Source organism: Mesorhizobium sp. SP-1A (genome assembly GCF_032460275.1).
Lineage (GTDB): Bacteria > Pseudomonadota > Alphaproteobacteria > Rhizobiales > Rhizobiaceae > Mesorhizobium.
The window spans coordinates 929764-946909 of sequence record NZ_JAVXZD010000002.1 but is presented as its reverse complement, the minus strand read 5'-3'; the positions used below and the strand labels follow the sequence as shown (position 1 = coordinate 946909).

Genomic DNA, 17146 nt, shown 5'->3' with positions numbered 1-17146 from the left:
TACCAGTTAAGCCTTGGAGCGGGAAATATGGCAAGCGACGATTGCGCTTAAGGCATTTGATCTGCAGAATAATTCTATTGTCATTGGAAAATCAGGCATGCAGCGGGTTTCTTCACCTTCTATTTTTTCTTCACACTTAGATATTGCAAAGGAATTAATTGCCGGTGCAGTCGACGAAGACGACATTGAGGCAGTGCTTGAAACACTTGGAGAGTTTGATGGTGGTGCGACATCACCTGAAAAATTGATTGCCGCCAGAGCCGTCTCAGGAATGAAATTGTTGGCCGTTCCAGCCACGGAATGCGGAGGAGTTGACCTATCTGCCTTCTCCTCAGTCCTTGTGACTCAAGGCAAAGACACCGCACTCTCCTGCTTGGCAGTGTTCAATCTGGCAGAGCAGATGGAGGACATCAAAGATGAAATCTGGTCGGCACTCGATACAGGCCACGTTTGGGGGTGCGAAATCTCTGGTGAGGTTGAAAAACGGCTTCAGACAGCTAAAGAGCGTCCGAGTTTGGCAGGTCATCTCTATAGGTCCGCAACCGATCATTTCGTTTCGGATATCCTGAAGCTGCTTGACGAGGTTCCAGGCGTTTTCCCCATCGGGCCTTACGGCCGTGTCTGGTTTGCCAATCTTGCGAGCGATGCATTGGGCGACGCAATTTCATGGATCGCGGAGTCTCGTCTGACGCAGTTTGTCAGCTTGCTGGTCATTCAGGCAGGAGAAAGGATCTCAGACAATGACAATTGAAAATCGTGTGGCTGTGGTTGTTGGACCTGAGCAAATGAGGGCCTTCACAGGTGTGGAAGGCCTTCATGGAGCCTGTCTCATTAGTGAAGGCGTCGGGCAGTGTTTCATCTTCATGACGAAAGAGGAGTTGATGACCGCCGTCGCCGACTATGACGTGTGCCCAAGTGGGTACACCAGTAAGGTGGCACTCCTAGACGCGGATGCAGAGCTGGAGGCTGTTGCTCAGATTGCCGATTTTGCCATGACTCAATCTGCCCAGCTCGCGGCTGTTAGAAAGGCTGGCGAACAGGCTATCGGCTATGTCGACTTCGGGCCTCGCTATTACCGAGGTGTTCTCGCTCGGCTGACCACCTTCGGGCTGGATATGATGATTGGTGTCAAATTGGCCGAGAGTCTTGGATTGCAAGAAGGCGATAAGGTCAATTTGACTGTGTCACCCTGCTCGAATTTTTTTGCAATTGAGAGGTCCGACGCTGGCCCCGAGTTGACCCGGCCAATGAATGAGCCTGAGCATTACGTGCTAGACCGTGTTTTCTCCAATGTTCCCCTATTCGTCGAATTGAGTGACACGGACTGGAACACGGTGCCATATCATTTACTTGATGATCGGATTTTGATCTCCAGCGATTTTAAGCCTGCCACTGTTCACGACAAAAGCAAAAAAGAGGCTTCCATTGAATTTTCCAGGGACAGGAAATTTGAAGCAGCTAGATCCGGCAAACAATTCCCAATTGTAATTGGCCTGGCAACCTTAGGTGTTGTCGCCCTTATTATCAGTGTCGCCCTTTTTTAAGGGCGTAAATTTTGTGAGTTGCCACCATTTTTAATAGCTTGATTAAAGACGTATTTCTTGAACTTAGAGTGAAGATCGATGGCGAAGTGGCTTGATTTATCTGAATATGGGATGAAACTGCACCTTGCAGTTATGCCGACTGCACAAGTTTTACTGTTGGACAAAGTTCCTGATCAGCATATTGATGCCGTTCGCCGCCTTGGCTTTCAAAAACGACCAACAGGAAATAGTTGGATCAAGCCTAATGCAACGCAGCTCAACCCGCGTGAATTTCAGCGTGAGTTTCCGAAGCTGAAAATCCGTGAGCACGAACAGGGAGAGTACGTCCTCCGTATCGAGCCGCCTAAGCCATCTGCGGAGACTGATGCTTCGTCAGCTCTGATCAGTGCATCAGATATCAAGAAGGCTGTCCTCCTAGGCTACAATAGACAGGGTCAGAAGATCGTTGAAGAAAATGGCGAGCGCGTTTTTGTCGACTCCAGAGGTCGTCAGATCAAAGAGAAGGGCATGGCCGCAAGTAGCCCAGGCATGTTCCTGCGTGCCGTTGACGAAACCTCTTTCACCATGTGTGCCGAAGGCTTTGTTGAGACCGCTGTAAAGACGCATGGCACTGATCAGACGATCAGCATCGACACCTACATGAAGACAATTGGTGTCGAGCCTTCGCGTAAGAATGAATTCGTTACTGCAGTAAAAGAAGCAGCCCTTCGTTTCGTCGGACGCAAAGGCATCAAAACCCTTCGCGAACGCTTCTCGGTTTCTCTAGATATCGCTCGTGCTTTTGAAAAATACGATCTCGGCAAAGACTGTAATTTTGATCAGATCGTAATTGGACGCCGCCTCCTCGGCATGGATCGAGATCTTCTTGGTCATTCCATTTATTTATCAGGTGGTCGCTCCGATCTGTTCGATCAGTTTAAACCGAAAGCTGTTCGCGCTGCTGAAAAAGCGGATGAAGCCGACTTCGTTCTATCTTTTGCAGACAGCAAGGAAACGGCGCTCGCCGACCTGCGGGGGCGAAAGACGGGGTCGATGACTGTCAGCTTCGTTCCTGTTGCAGATGTGAACGCTGCGTCACTGGTTTTGGCAGAGTTGGCGAAGAACGGTCCAGTTGAAGCAGCGGCATTGGTCGATCTCGGTCAGTCGAGCAAGTCGCTGGTGGTGACATCGTCCATTGGTGATCCCGCTGAAGTTCCAGCTATCGTCGAAATCAATGACGAAGCTGCGTTTTGGTCGTGGGCATCAGTTACGGTCTCGGAGCGCGCCCGCGCGATGGAAAGCGTTCGCTCGGGCCTTTCTACTGGAGCGGAGCTTACGGCCGCTACAATGGCTCAGAATTCCCATCAGGTGCCGTATAAGTCGGCTTCCAAAACGAATGAACCAATCACGATGGTGCCGAAGGAGCTGGACGAGGCGACACGTTCTGCCCTGAGCCGCTTGGTCGAGAATTTTGAAGACGTCGACAAGCGTGTTTCTATTGAGTGCGGCATTCCGCTGGATGAATTGGGCGAGAGGCTTTCTCCGGAACAGATCGATGGTGTTGGTCTGGCAATCCACGCGGAAGAGCGCGGTCGTGCATTCCTGTTCGCGGATAATACTGGCGTCGGTAAAGGGCGTGCCCTTATGGCGCTGGTCAAGCGTGCGGCTCTGCAGGGACGCAAGGTTCTCGTGCTTACTGAAAAGGCAATGAACCTCTCCGACCTGATGCGTGATCTCAAACACATCAACGCACTTGGGGATGTCAAGCCAGTGGTCATGAACCAGGACGCTTCGCTGATCGATGAATCCACTGGTAAGGCGTTCGAACTCGGGGATCGTTCCATTCTTGAAAAGGCAATCGCTGACAAGACCTGGCCGGACGACATCCCTGTCGTCTTTGCTACCTACAGCCAGTTCAATCAGTCGCCAGAAGATTCTGCGCGTGCTGCGTGGCTCCGAGAAGTCATTGATGCCGAGACGCTTGTTGTGGGCGATGAAATTCACGTTGCGGCAAGCGGTAACTCGAACACTTCCGAAAACATTGCGCATGCAATCGAGGCATCCGGCCCTCCAGTTCTTTCGTCAGCCACATTCGCTGGAGACGCTCGGGCGATGGCATTCTTTGAACGGCTGTTCCCGTACGGGATGAGCGGCTCTGAAATTGCTGCGATGATGCGCAAAGGCGGTGAGCAGTTCATGGAAGTTGTCTCTTCTATGCTGGTGACCGATGGCGTCATGATCCGTCGTGAGAAGGATATGTCCAAGCTGGAGATCAGCCAGCATCTCGATAGCGAACGCGTTGAGAGAAATCGCAATCACATGGACGCTTTGGCCGCTGTCATTGGAGAGATGGCTGTCCTGTCTGGTGAGATGGACCGTGTCGTCAACGCTAGAAACAATACTGATGGCAACCTTTTGAAGGGTATTCAGCTTAAGCGCATGGGCTTCGGCTCTCCGCTTTACACGATGACACGGCTCTTCTCGGCCGCGCTTCTTGCTGAATTTGCCGCTGAACGGGCCGTAACCGCCCTGCAGAATGGCGAAAAGCCTATCGTCCTCGTCGAAAACACCATTCAAGGCATTCTCAAGGATGCAGAGCTTGATGGAGGTGACGCTCCTGACTTCAAGGACGTCATGAGACGCATCCTCGGCCAGCTAACCAAGATGTCGTACACTGATGACGAAGGGGATCTGAACCGTGTTGATGCTGCAGAAGGCAATGAGGCCGTGCAGGCTACGCTTTCCCACATCAACGCTATGATCGATCAGCTTCCTGATTTGCCAGCATCGGCGATTGACGTCGTTAAGGGTAAAATTCGTGATGCAGGGTTCTCCTGTGGGGAGATCACGGGACGAGTGCTTGAAGTGGTCGACGGAAAGGTTGTCTCGCGCAAGGAGCGCAACGTCACCAAGACCAAAAACTCCTTCAACGCTGGCGAACTCGACGCTCTCGTCATCAACTCAGCTGGTAGCACGGGCATCGACCTGCACGCCTCGCGCCGTTTCAAGGATCAGCGCCGTCGCGTGATGATCGAGTTGCAAGGGCCTGCATATGTCCTGAAGCAGATTCAGGCCTATGGTCGTGTCAGCCGTTACGATGAGGTTGTCCCATCTCGTGTTGAAGTTCTCTCCAGCGGACTTCCTGTTGAAGTGCGTCTTGCAGCTATGAGAAACCAGAAACTGCGCCGTCTCTCGGCAAACGTGACATCAAATCGTGACAGCATCTTCCTGACGAAGAACATCCCAGACTTGATCAACTCGGTCGGCGATCAGGTTGTCTCCAAATATGCGGAAATGCGACCAGATCTCGTAAAGAAGCTATGTCTCTCATATGTCGACGAAGAAGGCGCTGTGAATGTTCCTGGTACTGACGAAGATGTCGAAAGTGAAAGCCGTCAGGACAATGACCGTTCGGCGAACGAGTTCATGTCTCGCCTCGCGTTGTTGCCAACTGATTATCAGGAAAAGGTTCTGTCTGAGCTAACAGCCGAATACGAGCTGCATATCGCAGAACTTGAGGCTCGCGGCGAAAACCCGCTTCGTCCGAAGGAACTCGAAGGCATGGTTCACATTCGTGATGCACGTCTCTTTGAGGGCAATGAGAACTCTGCCGCAGTTACGGCTTTCGATGGCCCGATGCACATTCGTGATGTCGTTATCGAACGAGTTGCAGAATCCATTCGTTCAGAAGCGCTGATGGAAGCTGTTGAGGCTGGTACCGAGGTTTACGGTGAAGTCGAGAAGGCTGCTGACAACATTACAGAAAGCCCGGAAGTCTATCTCGAAATCTACATGCCAAAGAACATCAGAACTGTTCAGGAGGCACTGGAGAAAAACAACCCGAAGCTTATGCAGATCAAGAGCGATATGGAAATTACGGCGGCTGCATTGCGTGCGTTGATCCCAGGTCGTGAGGTTGAGCTTGCTCATGGCCTCGATGCGGAAAAGGTAAAGGCTATCGTGACTGCTGTATATGCGCCGCCGTCTGGCTATCATCACCTCCGTAGCCAGTACACAGTTTCGCTCGCCATTCCAGGTCAGACACGCATCACCTCTGTTCGTCTGAGCACGCTTTTGCAGGATATGCAGGTCGCTACTTTCGAAAAGGACGGCAGCGTTAAATTCAATGTATCTGACGGTCTGACGGGTTCGGATTATGACAAGGTGCTAGAGAGGTTCGAAGGCGCATCAGCAAAGAAACTGACGCCTGCTCGTATTCTCTCGACCAACATTTTCCGTGCCGTCCGTTTGGCGACCAAGTACAATCTCGGTCAGATGATTTCGTACGTGGACTCGGAAGGTAATCGCCATCGCGGTGTTTTGGTAAAAAAGAACTTTGAATCCCATCTCGAAAAACTGGCGGTTCGCCTTGACGGTGTTGAACAGGCTCTCAACGCGCTTGTTGATAAGCGTGCTGAGGTCACCAATTCGGCCACTTCGTCAAAGAATGCGCTGAAAATCTCTCCATTTGGGCGTGATACGTGGAACCTTACCATCCCAGCTCCGCGCAATAGCCGTGCAGGCCGTAAATGGCCATCTGAAGCATTTAAGGAGCTTTTTGAAAGCGGCGAATTGACAAGCAACACTCATTCATCTGTAACAATTACCAGTGTTGACGATCTGCGTGATGCGTTGGAAGTGTTGAATAATGCCGGAATTAACACCTTCTATGTCGATAGCAAATACCGCCGTGACTTTGTTGATGAAAACGAACATCAGGCTAAAGCCCTGGAGATGTGCGCATGAGTATTTTGGAAAAACTCGGGGTTAAATTAACCCCTATTTCCTCACCTACGGGGGAAGGGTATGCCCTTTCCTATCGTGACGATGTCAAATTGTCTGTTTGCATAATCGTTGGGAATGACGAGGGCGCTCTGACATATTCTTCGGCGACAAGTTTCAAACAGTTCCACATCGAAGACGCCATGCGTCTCCTTATGGAAAACCCGACAGATAGTCGTGCACATGCACCGTGGGCGTTCGCAATGGTTGGCGGTGATCGTGTCGATGATCTTATGGATCAATTGAACCTGCCGTTTGAATTTCGTGAAGAGGCAAGAAGTGAGCTTGCTGATTTGATTTCTAACGAAAAAAGTCGCGTGAAAAACTTCGATCACAAAGGCCTCGATGCTATTGCAAAAAGCTATCAGCAAACTAAAGCAGCTTACGAATTCTATTCTGGCGATAATGATCGTGCCCTTATTCGTCGTCAGGCTGCGGCGAGCTATCCGATCCTAGCAGACCTTTTATCCTCAAATTTGACTGCAAAAATGGCGGTGGACCGTAAGAAGCCAATTGCTGATACCGTTATCAATTTGCTCTCAAAAATCGTCGACGCTTCAATTACGAAGCCAGTTCTCAAGCGCCTTTCGACAGCCGACACCATTCCGAACGGTGTGAAGCTTTCGTCAGTGGTTCGTTTGATGTCGCTGGTTCCGCCAGATTGGATACCGACATCGGGCCAGGACTGGCGCTCGTTTTGTCAGGTCGCTGGAGGTCTATTTGAAGATTTGGCGGCTAGCGATCATTCTGTAGGACCGATGGTCAAATCAGCACAGGGCAAATGGACAGACTTTTGTCAGCGCGTAGTCAAGAAGGCGGGTGTAGAGCAGGCCAATATTGAGGAAGATTTCCGTCTCGTAATGTGGAATACGGCCGACATGCTTGAGGACTTCAAGAATTTTATAGTCCTCCCTCTGTCCGCCCATGGCGGTGACAGTGACGAGGTCATGGTCACTCCAGAGATGGGTATTGCCTCCCGTGAAGCGGCATTCGAGATGCTCATCGCGGGCAAATCGCTGACCGACATCGCCGATCAACAGCGCCGCTTCCACCTTGGCCGCAATGGCATCTTGAGTGGCACGGCGCAGATTGAGGCCGAGAACCGACAAGAGCTGAGACGTTCGATAGAGGCCAACACTTGGCCTGGTTTGACTGAGCCTGTTCAGGCTCCCAACGGCCTGTGGCTTGTTCCCCTTCGCAGTACGATTGAATTGCAACAGGAAGGGGCGGCAATGAAACACTGCGTCGGTGGTTACACCCGTGTCGCAGAAACGTGCCAATCGTTTATCGTGTCGGTTCGTTCGTTGGATGAAAATGGGGCCATAGAACGCCGCCATTCGACAATCGAATTCGACTCCCTAAATCCTTCAAACGACGTGCTGCATGTTAAGCAGAACATGGCTCATGGGAATACAGCCGCAAGTCCTAAGGCAAAAGACGCCACCGCCTGGTACATGTCGGCAATCCTCTCGGGACAGGTAAAGCTCAACCGAAAGCTGATCAGCGCCTTCCTCGACGATATTCCGATCCCTGATGATGGTATTGAGAGGCTCTGTGGCTATGACTGGAAGGACCGCGACACCCTGAATCTAGCTGTCATGCCGTGGTTCCCGTTCGTGAACAAGAAGTATCAAGAAATGAACCTCGATGGTCTGATGGATTGCGAAGAGATCGCGCCAATTTCGGGGATGATTTCCCCTGATCCTGTGGCCTATCGATTCCGATAAGCGAAAGCCCGCTCAATGCGGGCTTTTCATCTATACCAAACTGGAGAAGATCCCTTCCAATTCGGGATCGAGAAGTAATTTTTCCGCTTCCTCGCATTATCAAAACACTCGCGAATGCGACCCTTCTTAGGAGAGGGTGATAGTGCCTGGTGAGTGACATTTTCGGCGCGCGTACCCGACAGACCGCCTTTGGTTTGTTCGAGTAGCATAATTGTCAGCAGGAACGGGATTTCCGCAGTAGCGTCTCGATAGCTCCGCTCTTTTGCAAATGGATCGCTCCCTGTCAGAATGTCGATTTCATCATTGAAGCCAGGCGGCATCGTAACTTCGATGCAGTTCATGATCCGGCTCAAACTCGCTTCTGCCGTTGAATTTCTACGCGATCTCGCAATTTTGGAGACTTGCGACATCGTTTCGGTATCAAACAATGCCACAGCAAATGCATGTCGAGCATCGACACCGTCCGTGGACCATCCAGTGACAGCTAGCATGAGGTTCTCGTCGAAGTCATGAGGAGCGACAAGGCAACCAGTTTTCACATGCTCATTACCTCCATGACCGGATCGTGTTTCAAGGCCCCACTCGTACCAAACAGGTAATTTGGGGCGCTGGATGAAATTAAGACCACGCTCGATAGCATGTGGATCGTTGTTTAGAAGATGTCTGATCTCAATCGCCGACTGCGTGTCGATGACATTTTTCTTCGCGTCCTTTAGAAGACCAGCAATCTGCATGTGCTCGTCGGACCCGAAATTTTTCATGCTGCTCTTATAGAGCATGTCGGCAAGTAAATTATCAGACAATTAATACCTCTTGACGCGACGCGGACGCTCGTCGAGTTCCTGGCAAGTTACGCAACGGATACAATTTGGCATTGCATGGCGGCGTTCTTCAGGAATTTCGTCACCGCATTCGATGCAGTAAATGTCTTCAGGTTCAAATTTCAATTCCTTTTTAATGCTTAGAAGGCTCTTCTGTACGCGGGCCAACTCGATGTCACTTGCGCGATCTGCATCATCCATTCTTACTTCTCCGAATTCCTATCAAAAACATTTGGGTTCCATTTGTTGGATGGGCTGGAAATTAGGTCGTAATTAAAGGAAGGTCAAACGGAAAATCCATAATTAAGCGCAACAAGCCCAAATTGTCGCAGACAAAAGGCGGCGTTTCTTGTTTATCAACGCATTAACCGAGGAATTTCAGTAAATTATCTTGTGAGAATTCCGATAATTAGGGGTATCCCCTGAAATTGACGCCGACGCTCCTTGCCTTCAGAATTTGGGAAGTGTGTTTTTATAGGTGATCTATGCGTGCAACTTTTATCGCAGTTTTGTTGTCAGCTTTGGCTCTCGGCGGCTGTAGTTTTTCAACTCCGAAGCAAAATCATCTTGGTCTCGTAGCCGCACCTCAAGGGGTGGTCGTAGATAGCAAGAGCGCTTCCAATCCTGCTCCAATTGCGTCGACTACCAGACATTCGTGGAAGAGAACTGGCCTACAAAAGCAAGCCGAGTCGAAGAGCATCGAGCGCGACGCGCCCTACTCATCGTTGAAGTAATGGATGTTTCACCACCCTGAAAGATGATTTATGCATCAATTGCCTTCAAGGTGGATGCATAACCTCATCGGATATAAGTTGAATGAGCAAGCTATCTACTGATTTCATTTTGGCATCGCCATCGCGGTTCAATTGGTCTTATGTGGGCGATCTGGATAAAATCATTGTCTATCCAGAACCGTCCGACGACGATCTCTTTGATGCTAACTATTCTCCCGACCACCTTGTCGCCACTGGCTGGGTGGTTCCAGAGGATGAGGAGGAGGCCTATCGCTTCGCCGTCGCATCTTTCAGGGGGACGGCTAGTCACGATGAGTGGAAGCAGCAGTTTCATCCCCAGATGACTGTGTTCTGGCCGTGCACGCCGACAATCGACCCTCAGGCAGCCGCGAATGCCATGTACGCGGCCGGATTGAATTGTGTCTTGATTTCAGGTCAGGTCGACGACATCGCAAATGTATCTGGGTTCGCATTGACTGCTGGAGGATCAGACCTGTCGGATCATCTGGCAGCTGCATATATCTGTAGCGGACAGACACCGCCGGTGGTTGTCACCCAGCGCGCACTTGCTCTTAACAGGCCCAAGGTAATGGAGCAGGAGCTGAAGGAAGCTGCTGAGAGCATTGGCCAATATCTTAATTCCACGATCACTCGCTTAAACGAAACCCTGGAGGACAGCAGGGGGCTGCGACCATAATTCTTGACTGTTGTCGGGACTTGTATATAAGCTGGTCTATCTAAAAGGGAAAAACATGTCAGTTGGTTTGATCATTCGTCGGCGATTTAGCGTTATTGGACATCCGGTCGGATGGCTTCCAACGCGCTTGCGCATGACATGATCTAAGACTGATCACTGTCAAAGCAAAGGCTGGGGCTTCTACCGGAAGGTACGAAGCCCCAGCCTTTTTTATTGTTTTGAAACTGGAGAAAGCGATGCGACGACGACGGCGAAAGAAGGCTCGATTTAGGAGCAAAATGTTTGATTTTTAGCCTTGGGAAGGTACTTTCCGAGAAGCCCTTTTGCATACCTGTTTTATGGCTAAGCGTTTGAAAAACTTGTCTTTTTCTGAATTTTTGTTGTTGACTTAGGTTTTTGTGTCTGGCATAGTCAAATCATCGAAAGAGCGAGAGCACTTTCTAAGCCATTGTAGCTCAGTTGGTAGAGCGTCGGTCTGAAGAGCCGAAAGTCGCGAGTTCGATCCTCGCTGATGGCACCACAGTTTAATAGTTTCGATTATTTGGCGCTGGTGCAGCAGCCTTTTAATTGAGATTGCGTTTGTAGCTCAGCTGGATCAGAGCGTCGGTCTACGAAACCGAAGGTCACAGGTTCGAATCCTGTTAAACGCGCCACTTCTTTATTATGACGATCTGGACCGACGTCATAATAGCAATAGATGCAAATTCGCGCACGTGGTCCAAGGGATGTGGCATCGGTCTACGAAGCCGATTTATGCAGGTTCGAATCCTGCCGTGCGCTCCACCTTAAATGCGGCCGTAGCTCAGTGGATAGAGCACCTCGCTCCGAACGAGGAGGTCGGGAGTTCGATCCTCCCCGGTCGCGCCATTTTCAGTTCCGTCTTGATTTTTGGGTTCGCGACAACAAGAAGCATATTTAATGAGCTACGGGTCACCACACGTCCGCAAGGAGTGCAACAGGGTGGCCCTTTTTTTCGAGCTGTTTGGTCAAGGGCAGTTATTCGCTCACGGGAACCCTGAAATGACAAAGGCGCAGCCCTGAGAGCTACGCCTCGTTGTATTCTGTTTAGACTCTCAAGGTGCCACGGTGATTGCCGTAGGCTCGCGTCAACAATGTTCCACCACCAAGCGAGTAATCCAATTATGAAATCTCTATGCCTAATTGTGCAAGGCTTTAGTTTGCAAGCCTTGCAATGTACCTTGTCTGTTGCCTGGTATTCCTTGAAATGGGAAAGAGCTATGAAGCGGTATAATTTGGTAATCTTAAGAATCAAATCATTACTCTCACCGAAAGATGGAAAGATCACTCGTCAGTCAGCACTTTGAACGCAGTATGCAGTGCGTTGAAATCGGCCATATTCCGAACAGCTGACTTGGACGTAGATTTGCAGCCACGGCTGGGTAGATAGAGTTCATAATCGTATTTTGGTGTCGATCAATTGACACGTTCTACGCCGGGAGCGATCTTATAGAGGTCGGCGGTATCCATTCCGCAAGTGTCTGCCTCATGCGTTGCGTCTTGTGGGGCAGATCTGGCTGTGGCCAGTCAAGCTCTGACGAAGCTTTTCGTTACCAAAAATTGCATCTAAGGGTGACCAAGGGAGTGGCTTTGCTACTCCCTTTATAAATTCGGCATCTGGTTGTTTTCCAGAAAGCTACGCGGTCTTGGCAAGTCCAAGTTTCGTGTTTAAAAATCAGCCACATTCTACATAGTTTTTGCTATGCTTAATAATTATGCGAGCCATTCCTCCCATGCATAGCTACTGTGCGTTTTATTACCTAGCAAATATTTAATCCTCAACCCATTTATTATTCAGAGAATTATTCATGTGAGGAAACGAAATGAACATTCGTAAAAAAGTAGAGCAGTACCTTAATCATCGCCGTGCTGTTTATCAGCTCAGTCAATTGGACGACTATCTTCTTGCTGATATCGGCATCTCTCGTTCGCAGATCGATAACGCGGTTGGCGGTCGCTAAAAGCATTCTCTTCAAATGCAAACGCCCTGAACTCGATGTCAGGGCGTTTTTCTTTGGCGCAGCATCAGCGAACGGCCGCCTGCTTGGCAATGTAAGGGATATCAGCGCGTGAAATGCCGAGATCGATCAACTCGCGGTTGGAAAGTGAGTTCAGTTCGTTCACGGTGTCACGATATCGACGCCAGTTGTTGTATGCTCTCATAATTTTCATTTGGATTATCCTTCTGTTTACAAATAAATAGATAATCAATGAATTGCTTTAATTAAATGGATGTTTGCGCATGGCTGCTCTGTGCGTAGGGCCTGGGTCATTTTTGCGGCCAGCTTCGGCGAACTGCCTATTGATTGCTCGGCTTGCGCAACATAAATGCCGCCTTTCCATGACAGAACGCATCTTGTCATGGAAAGGGTGGAGGTCTTTGGGTTGTGGAGTAATTACGAGGAACCTCATATCGAGTTTTAAATCGAAAATCAATCGGCGCTACGAATATAAATCAAAAATAATTCTAGATGTGGATATGGGCCTGCCGTTCATTTTGTCCATCGGGGTTTTTCAGGGGAGTGCCTTGCAACAACAAGCATTAGCCTTGTCCTTAGATCGACGGCGGCAAACTGAACTGTGAACTGGATGCATTAGGCTGAGAATTGCTCCCTTTTCATGACAAGATGGCAATCTGTCATTCAAAAGGTGTCATGTTCTTGCTTCTTTCCATGACAGACTATATGCTTGTCATAGAAAGGGAGCAGAAATGACCACTCGCGCAACCGCCTTGGAATTGTTGAAGGCTGCTGATGGCCCTATGACGATGGCCGATCTCAAAAAGCATGGGGTCACTAAGACCATCATGCGTTCTCTTATCAGGGCGAATGAGGTCGAGAACCCAGCTTGGGGTGTCTATCGTCTGACATCGTTCGAAACGAATGTTCATTCAGACTGGGCGCTCGTTGCTAAGAAGTACCCGAGGTCGGTTATCTGTCTTCTGTCGGCCGCTTCATTCCACAACATGACGCAAGAGCTTCCAGGGAAGCTGTCGGTCGCAGTGCCGAGAGAAATGGGGGGAAGCCCTTCAATGGGTGCTAACCAGTGGATGCTTGAGATCGACACGTTGATGTGGCGAAACCCAGAAATGTTTGAGATTGGTGTCGATGACCACGTGATCGACGGCGTCAATGTCAAAATCACATCTCCAGAGAGAACCCTTGTCGATCTTTTCAGGTACAGCACGTTTAATCCAAGCATGCGCACGGATCAGGTACGAATCACGGATGAGATGTTCTTGGAGTCGTTGAACCGAACGAATTCAGAGAACATGGAGCACTTTTCATTCGACACGGTCGCTGCGATTGCTCGAACTTTTAAATGTTACGAGGCGATCCGCCCATATACGAAGACCGTTCGTTATGTGCGCTCAGAGGTTCCTTCCTTCTAAATCTCCGGTCACTTCCGTCTTGTTCATTTCAACGCCGTCTCTCACCTTGGATTCAGGAGAGAAGACATGGCTGAGACTAAGAACATCGGAGCGAGCGTTTATGACAAGCTGAAGGCCCAGGCTAAGGCGTCTGGTCTTGATATGCAGTCGCTTGTTCGTCTGTACGCCCAGCAGCGACTTCTCTATCGAATTTCCGTTTGTGACGCCGCCTCGAATTTTTGCCTCAAGGGAGGTCTGATGCTGGCCGCCTATAACAACGGCGATGTCCTGCGTCCCACTGAGGACATAGACTTTAACGGTTTCGGAGAAGGCGGCATCGAAGAGATCGAGAAGACGATCCGTATGGCTATTTCGACGCCTGTTCCGGATGACGGTGTTACCTTCGATCTCGATACCATGAAGACGCTCAAGGATCGCGAGGGCATCATTCCTGGTGGCAAGGTGGTTTTGACGGGCAAGGTACACACTGCCCGTATTCAAATCCGCGTGGACGTTGGTTTTCAGAACGTCATAACGCCCGACGCCGTGCCAATGGAGATTCCAACGTTATTGCCGGACGTCGTCCCCTGCCCTGTTATTGCTGGCTACCCACTTGAGACGATTGTCTCTGAGAAGCTTCATGCGATAGCTCAGTTCGGCAGCGATAACACCCGACACAAGGATTACTATGACATCTGGCGCATCCAGAACTCATACGAGATAGAAGGCAGTGTCTTGGCGCGAGCTATCGCAAATACGTTCGAGCACCAAGGCCGCGCCATCGATCCGAACATGCCAGGTTTGTCAGATGAGTTCGGTCGTGAGAACGAGCGTGCATGGCGCGCATTCTTGCGTAAGACGAACCTCAAGGACGACATAGCCCTTGTTGCTGTCATCGCAGAGATGCGCGAGTTTCTAGTCCCCGCGATGTCCGAGGACACCGCGACGGATGCACGATGGGTGCCGTCAGAAGGTTGGGACGGTCTAAAGGACGAGCGTCTACCTAGTTTTGGTTAATACGACCACGTTGTCCTTGTAGGACTTGGCAAGGTCACCAGCTTCGGTTGCCGTGAGAGGGTGGAACTTGGCTACTTGGTTCGGTTCCACGCGCCGCTTCACTTCGCTTTCGATGAACGACCTCCGCCCCTTGGCGCTGATGCGGTCGACCATGAACTTCGACGAGAGCTTCGCGGTGAAGGTAATGTCTTCCTTCTTTTTCCCAGCGTAGACTTCCTGCTTCTCGATGCTGTCGATGATGCCGAATTTGTGGAGGGAGTCGAATGCCTTTTCGACTTCCATCAACGAAGCACGCCAGCGTACCCTGATGTGGCCGAAAGACCTTGCGATCTCGGCCGCCGACAGTTGGATCGTATGACTGTCATCCGTCCTGTCAGCCAGTACCAAGGAAATGTACTTGAAGATCCACCGAGGCAGGGACCCCTTCACCTGCATCATCCAGTCGTAGTTGATCTGCTCGAAAGCGAGCGACTTGATCGCCTGAACGAGTAGCGGGTTGAGCTGAACAGACGCCGTGCTTTCGGGATCGCTTGCATCCGAGAACTTCAAAACAGGGTAGGCAGCGGCCGACAGAACTGGCTTCGGCTTGCGGCTACCCTCCTCGACGATCTTTGTGATCTCGATGTTGCTCTTGTTCAGGATGATGAGCGCCTCCTTGACCTCCTGCTTGCTGAAGGTATGGCCATGGCGCATGAGTTCCCGATGGATGGCATAGATCGAGAACGGTATCTCAATTTGGTCCTGATGAACCTTCATGCAATCCGCCGCCATCCTGCGGATGACGTCTTCAACAAGCTGTTCGCGCTCGCCAGGTAGCTCGTCTCGTTCACTGCCATCCTGCTGGATCACGCGTGCAGGGCTGACAGTCACGCGATATGGCTCGCCATTGAAGGTGAAATCCTTCTTGATGGCGACCAAGTACGCCGTGTCGTCCGGCCGCTCAACGCGGCTAATGAAACGCGGGGCAAGGTCGTACAGTGCCGTGCAATTGGTCTGGTTCTGTTCGAGCAAGGAGAATAGCGATGTCTGGAGATATTCAGTCACTTCGCGCTTCTCTTTCTTGGCTTTTGCATCAGAAAGAATTTTGACGTTGTTCTTGAGCGTCAATTCACTCGCAATTTGATTTCCCATAAATTGTTCTCCGTATGAGGAGCGCTGATAAATAGATCCGAAGGGGCTTTCAAGTAGAATCTACAAGCGCTCCTAATACCTACCTATGCGCCTCTTAAACCTACCCACTAGGACATACGAAATACGCTCATGGTCGTCGAAGTGCCTCTTAAACCTACCTGGTTGGCGAGACCTTCGATTTCAGAGACGTAAGCCGATTCTTTCGGAATCCGAAATCGAGAAAGAGGTAAGTAGGCTTGTTGCACAGGAAATCGGGCCGGAAACGCCAAGTGCCTCCTAAACCTCCCTATCGGTGGAGCCTAGCGAGGCCAAGTGCCTCTTAAACCTACCCCTCGCGCACCCACAGACGGGCAGCTTGGCGGCCAGCGAATGCGAATCATGTGCTCGCTAAACCTCCCTGCTCAGCTTGGTTTTCCAGGTTGAAGCGAAGCGCCTCCTATACCTACCCAGGCTCGGCACTAGGTCTTCGGCGTTCTCAAGTGCCTCTTATTCCTCCCCATCGAGCGCTCCGGGTCCCAAGCGCGGAACAGGTTGCCTTGGAGTTTGCACTGTCGCCATCAGTTCGGTGATGGTGGGCCGTCAGGGCATGGAGAAGCCAAGTGCCCCTTAAACCTCCCTGTCACCGACAGAGGCAGCCGAGGTCCCGACAAGTGCCTCTTAGACCTCCCCACGGATGCGCTCGGACTGCTCATAAAATGTGCATGTGCCTCTTAGACCTCCCGGCTCCGGCCCGTGAGGGACGGGGTAAGAGGCCAAATGCCTCTTATACCTACCTTCTGATCGGGCACTTCGGGACCCTGCTACACGACCCGCCTCTTAAACCTCCCTAAAATGCGGGCAGGTCAGTAGCGCAGAGAAATGGTGATGGGAGTATCTCTGGAGAGCGAGGCGGGCGTCTATGCTGGGTAGGTGGTCTGCCAACCGCTCCTTAAACCTACCTACAAGACCTAAGATTGCCTGCAACCGCGAACTTTAGGTGCCTCTTAAACCTCCCTATCGAGGTTCAAAAAAGTGCAATCTGCCTCATAAACCTACCCCTGTGCACGCAATACCTCCCGATGACTCCTGCGACAAGAATCGGGTAACCCTTTGTGACAATGGCACCATTGTACACAGGAGGTGGTGATTTGAGAGATTTCTGAGGCTGGAAGCAAAGAAGCCCGACGTGTTGGCGCACATCAGGCTTCTCATAATTGGGTTGGGTTTTGACCACCACAAGCAGGTTCGAAACTAGCCCACACATCGTTGGAGAGCAAGCACTTTCGGTCGCTCCGGAAGCACGAATTTTTGTGCCTTGAGACACCAATTGCTTGCCACGGGCGGAGC

The 17146-nt window shown here is 50.8% G+C and carries 12 protein-coding genes and 4 tRNA genes; 12 read left to right on the top strand and 4 right to left on the bottom strand.

All coding sequences use genetic code 11. From position 1 onward, the window contains the following. Positions 1–13: 13 nt before the first annotated feature. The 4 genes from QU595_RS13560 to QU595_RS13545 all read left to right on the top strand — a co-directional run bounded on the left by QU595_RS13560 (position 14) and on the right by QU595_RS13545 (position 8032). Positions 14–751, top strand: coding sequence for a hypothetical protein (locus QU595_RS13560; protein ID WP_315922797.1), 738 nt, complete (start codon positions 14–16; stop codon positions 749–751). Next, a complete protein-coding gene (locus tag QU595_RS13555; protein WP_315922795.1) occupies positions 741–1544 on the top strand; it encodes a hypothetical protein in 804 nt (267 codons plus the stop codon). The genes QU595_RS13560 and QU595_RS13555 overlap by 11 nt, the downstream gene beginning before the upstream one ends. Positions 1545–1622: 78 nt before the next feature. Continuing rightward, complete coding sequence (locus tag QU595_RS13550) at positions 1623–6269, top strand: strawberry notch C-terminal domain-containing protein (protein WP_315922793.1); 4647 nt, start codon at positions 1623–1625, stop codon at positions 6267–6269. Next, the gene (locus QU595_RS13545) at positions 6266–8032 is read left to right on the top strand and encodes a PcfJ domain-containing protein (RefSeq protein WP_315922791.1); all 1767 of its coding nucleotides are present in this window, start codon (positions 6266–6268) and stop codon (positions 8030–8032) included. Before QU595_RS13550 ends, QU595_RS13545 begins: the two co-directional genes overlap by 4 nt. Before the next feature lie 26 nt (positions 8033–8058). Here the strand turns inward: QU595_RS13545 and QU595_RS13540 are convergent, their stop codons facing one another. Then, positions 8059–8835 carry a hypothetical protein gene (locus tag QU595_RS13540; protein WP_315922789.1) on the bottom strand — a complete coding sequence of 259 codons (777 nt, stop codon included), beginning with the start codon at positions 8833–8835 and terminating at the stop codon, positions 8059–8061. Beyond that, positions 8836–9054, bottom strand: a complete 219-nt coding sequence (locus QU595_RS13535) for a TraR/DksA C4-type zinc finger protein (RefSeq protein WP_315922787.1) — start codon at positions 9052–9054, stop codon at positions 8836–8838. It abuts the gene before it with no gap. A 615-nt stretch (positions 9055–9669) separates the two neighbouring features. Between QU595_RS13535 and QU595_RS13530 the strand changes: the two genes are divergently transcribed. From QU595_RS13530 to QU595_RS13505, 6 genes are all read left to right on the top strand, one after another. Next, a complete protein-coding gene (locus QU595_RS13530; protein WP_315922785.1) occupies positions 9670–10284 on the top strand; it encodes a hypothetical protein in 615 nt (204 codons plus the stop codon). Between the two features lie 444 nt (positions 10285–10728). Beyond that, positions 10729–10804, top strand: a tRNA-Phe gene (locus QU595_RS13525). A 55-nt stretch (positions 10805–10859) separates the two neighbouring features. Continuing rightward, positions 10860–10937 (top strand) — tRNA-Arg (locus QU595_RS13520). Positions 10938–10991: 54 nt separating this feature from the next. Next, positions 10992–11067 (top strand) — tRNA-Arg (locus QU595_RS13515). 8 nt (positions 11068–11075) lie between these two features. Further along, a tRNA-Arg gene (locus tag QU595_RS13510) sits at positions 11076–11151 on the top strand. Between the two features lie 974 nt (positions 11152–12125). Continuing rightward, positions 12126–12263, top strand: a complete 138-nt coding sequence (locus QU595_RS13505) for a DUF1127 domain-containing protein (protein ID WP_315922783.1) — start codon at positions 12126–12128, stop codon at positions 12261–12263. 64 nt (positions 12264–12327) lie between these two features. On the opposite strand, the gene QU595_RS13500 is transcribed toward QU595_RS13505, so the two are convergent. Continuing rightward, entirely contained in the window at positions 12328–12474 is a 147-nt protein-coding gene (locus tag QU595_RS13500; protein WP_315922782.1) for a DUF1127 domain-containing protein, read from the bottom strand. A gap of 538 nt (positions 12475–13012) precedes the next feature. Between QU595_RS13500 and QU595_RS13495 the strand changes: the two genes are divergently transcribed. Beyond that, on the top strand, positions 13013–13693 hold the full coding sequence (locus QU595_RS13495) for a hypothetical protein (protein ID WP_315922780.1): 681 nt from the start codon (positions 13013–13015) through the stop codon (positions 13691–13693). 66 nt (positions 13694–13759) lie between these two features. After that, positions 13760–14689, top strand: coding sequence for a nucleotidyl transferase AbiEii/AbiGii toxin family protein (locus tag QU595_RS13490; RefSeq protein WP_315922778.1), 930 nt, complete (start codon positions 13760–13762; stop codon positions 14687–14689). On the opposite strand, the gene QU595_RS13485 is transcribed toward QU595_RS13490, so the two are convergent. Beyond that, a complete protein-coding gene (locus QU595_RS13485) occupies positions 14672–15820 on the bottom strand; it encodes a hypothetical protein (protein ID WP_315922776.1) in 1149 nt (382 codons plus the stop codon). The genes QU595_RS13490 and QU595_RS13485 overlap by 18 nt on opposite strands. Between the last annotated feature and the right edge of the window lie 1326 nt (positions 15821–17146).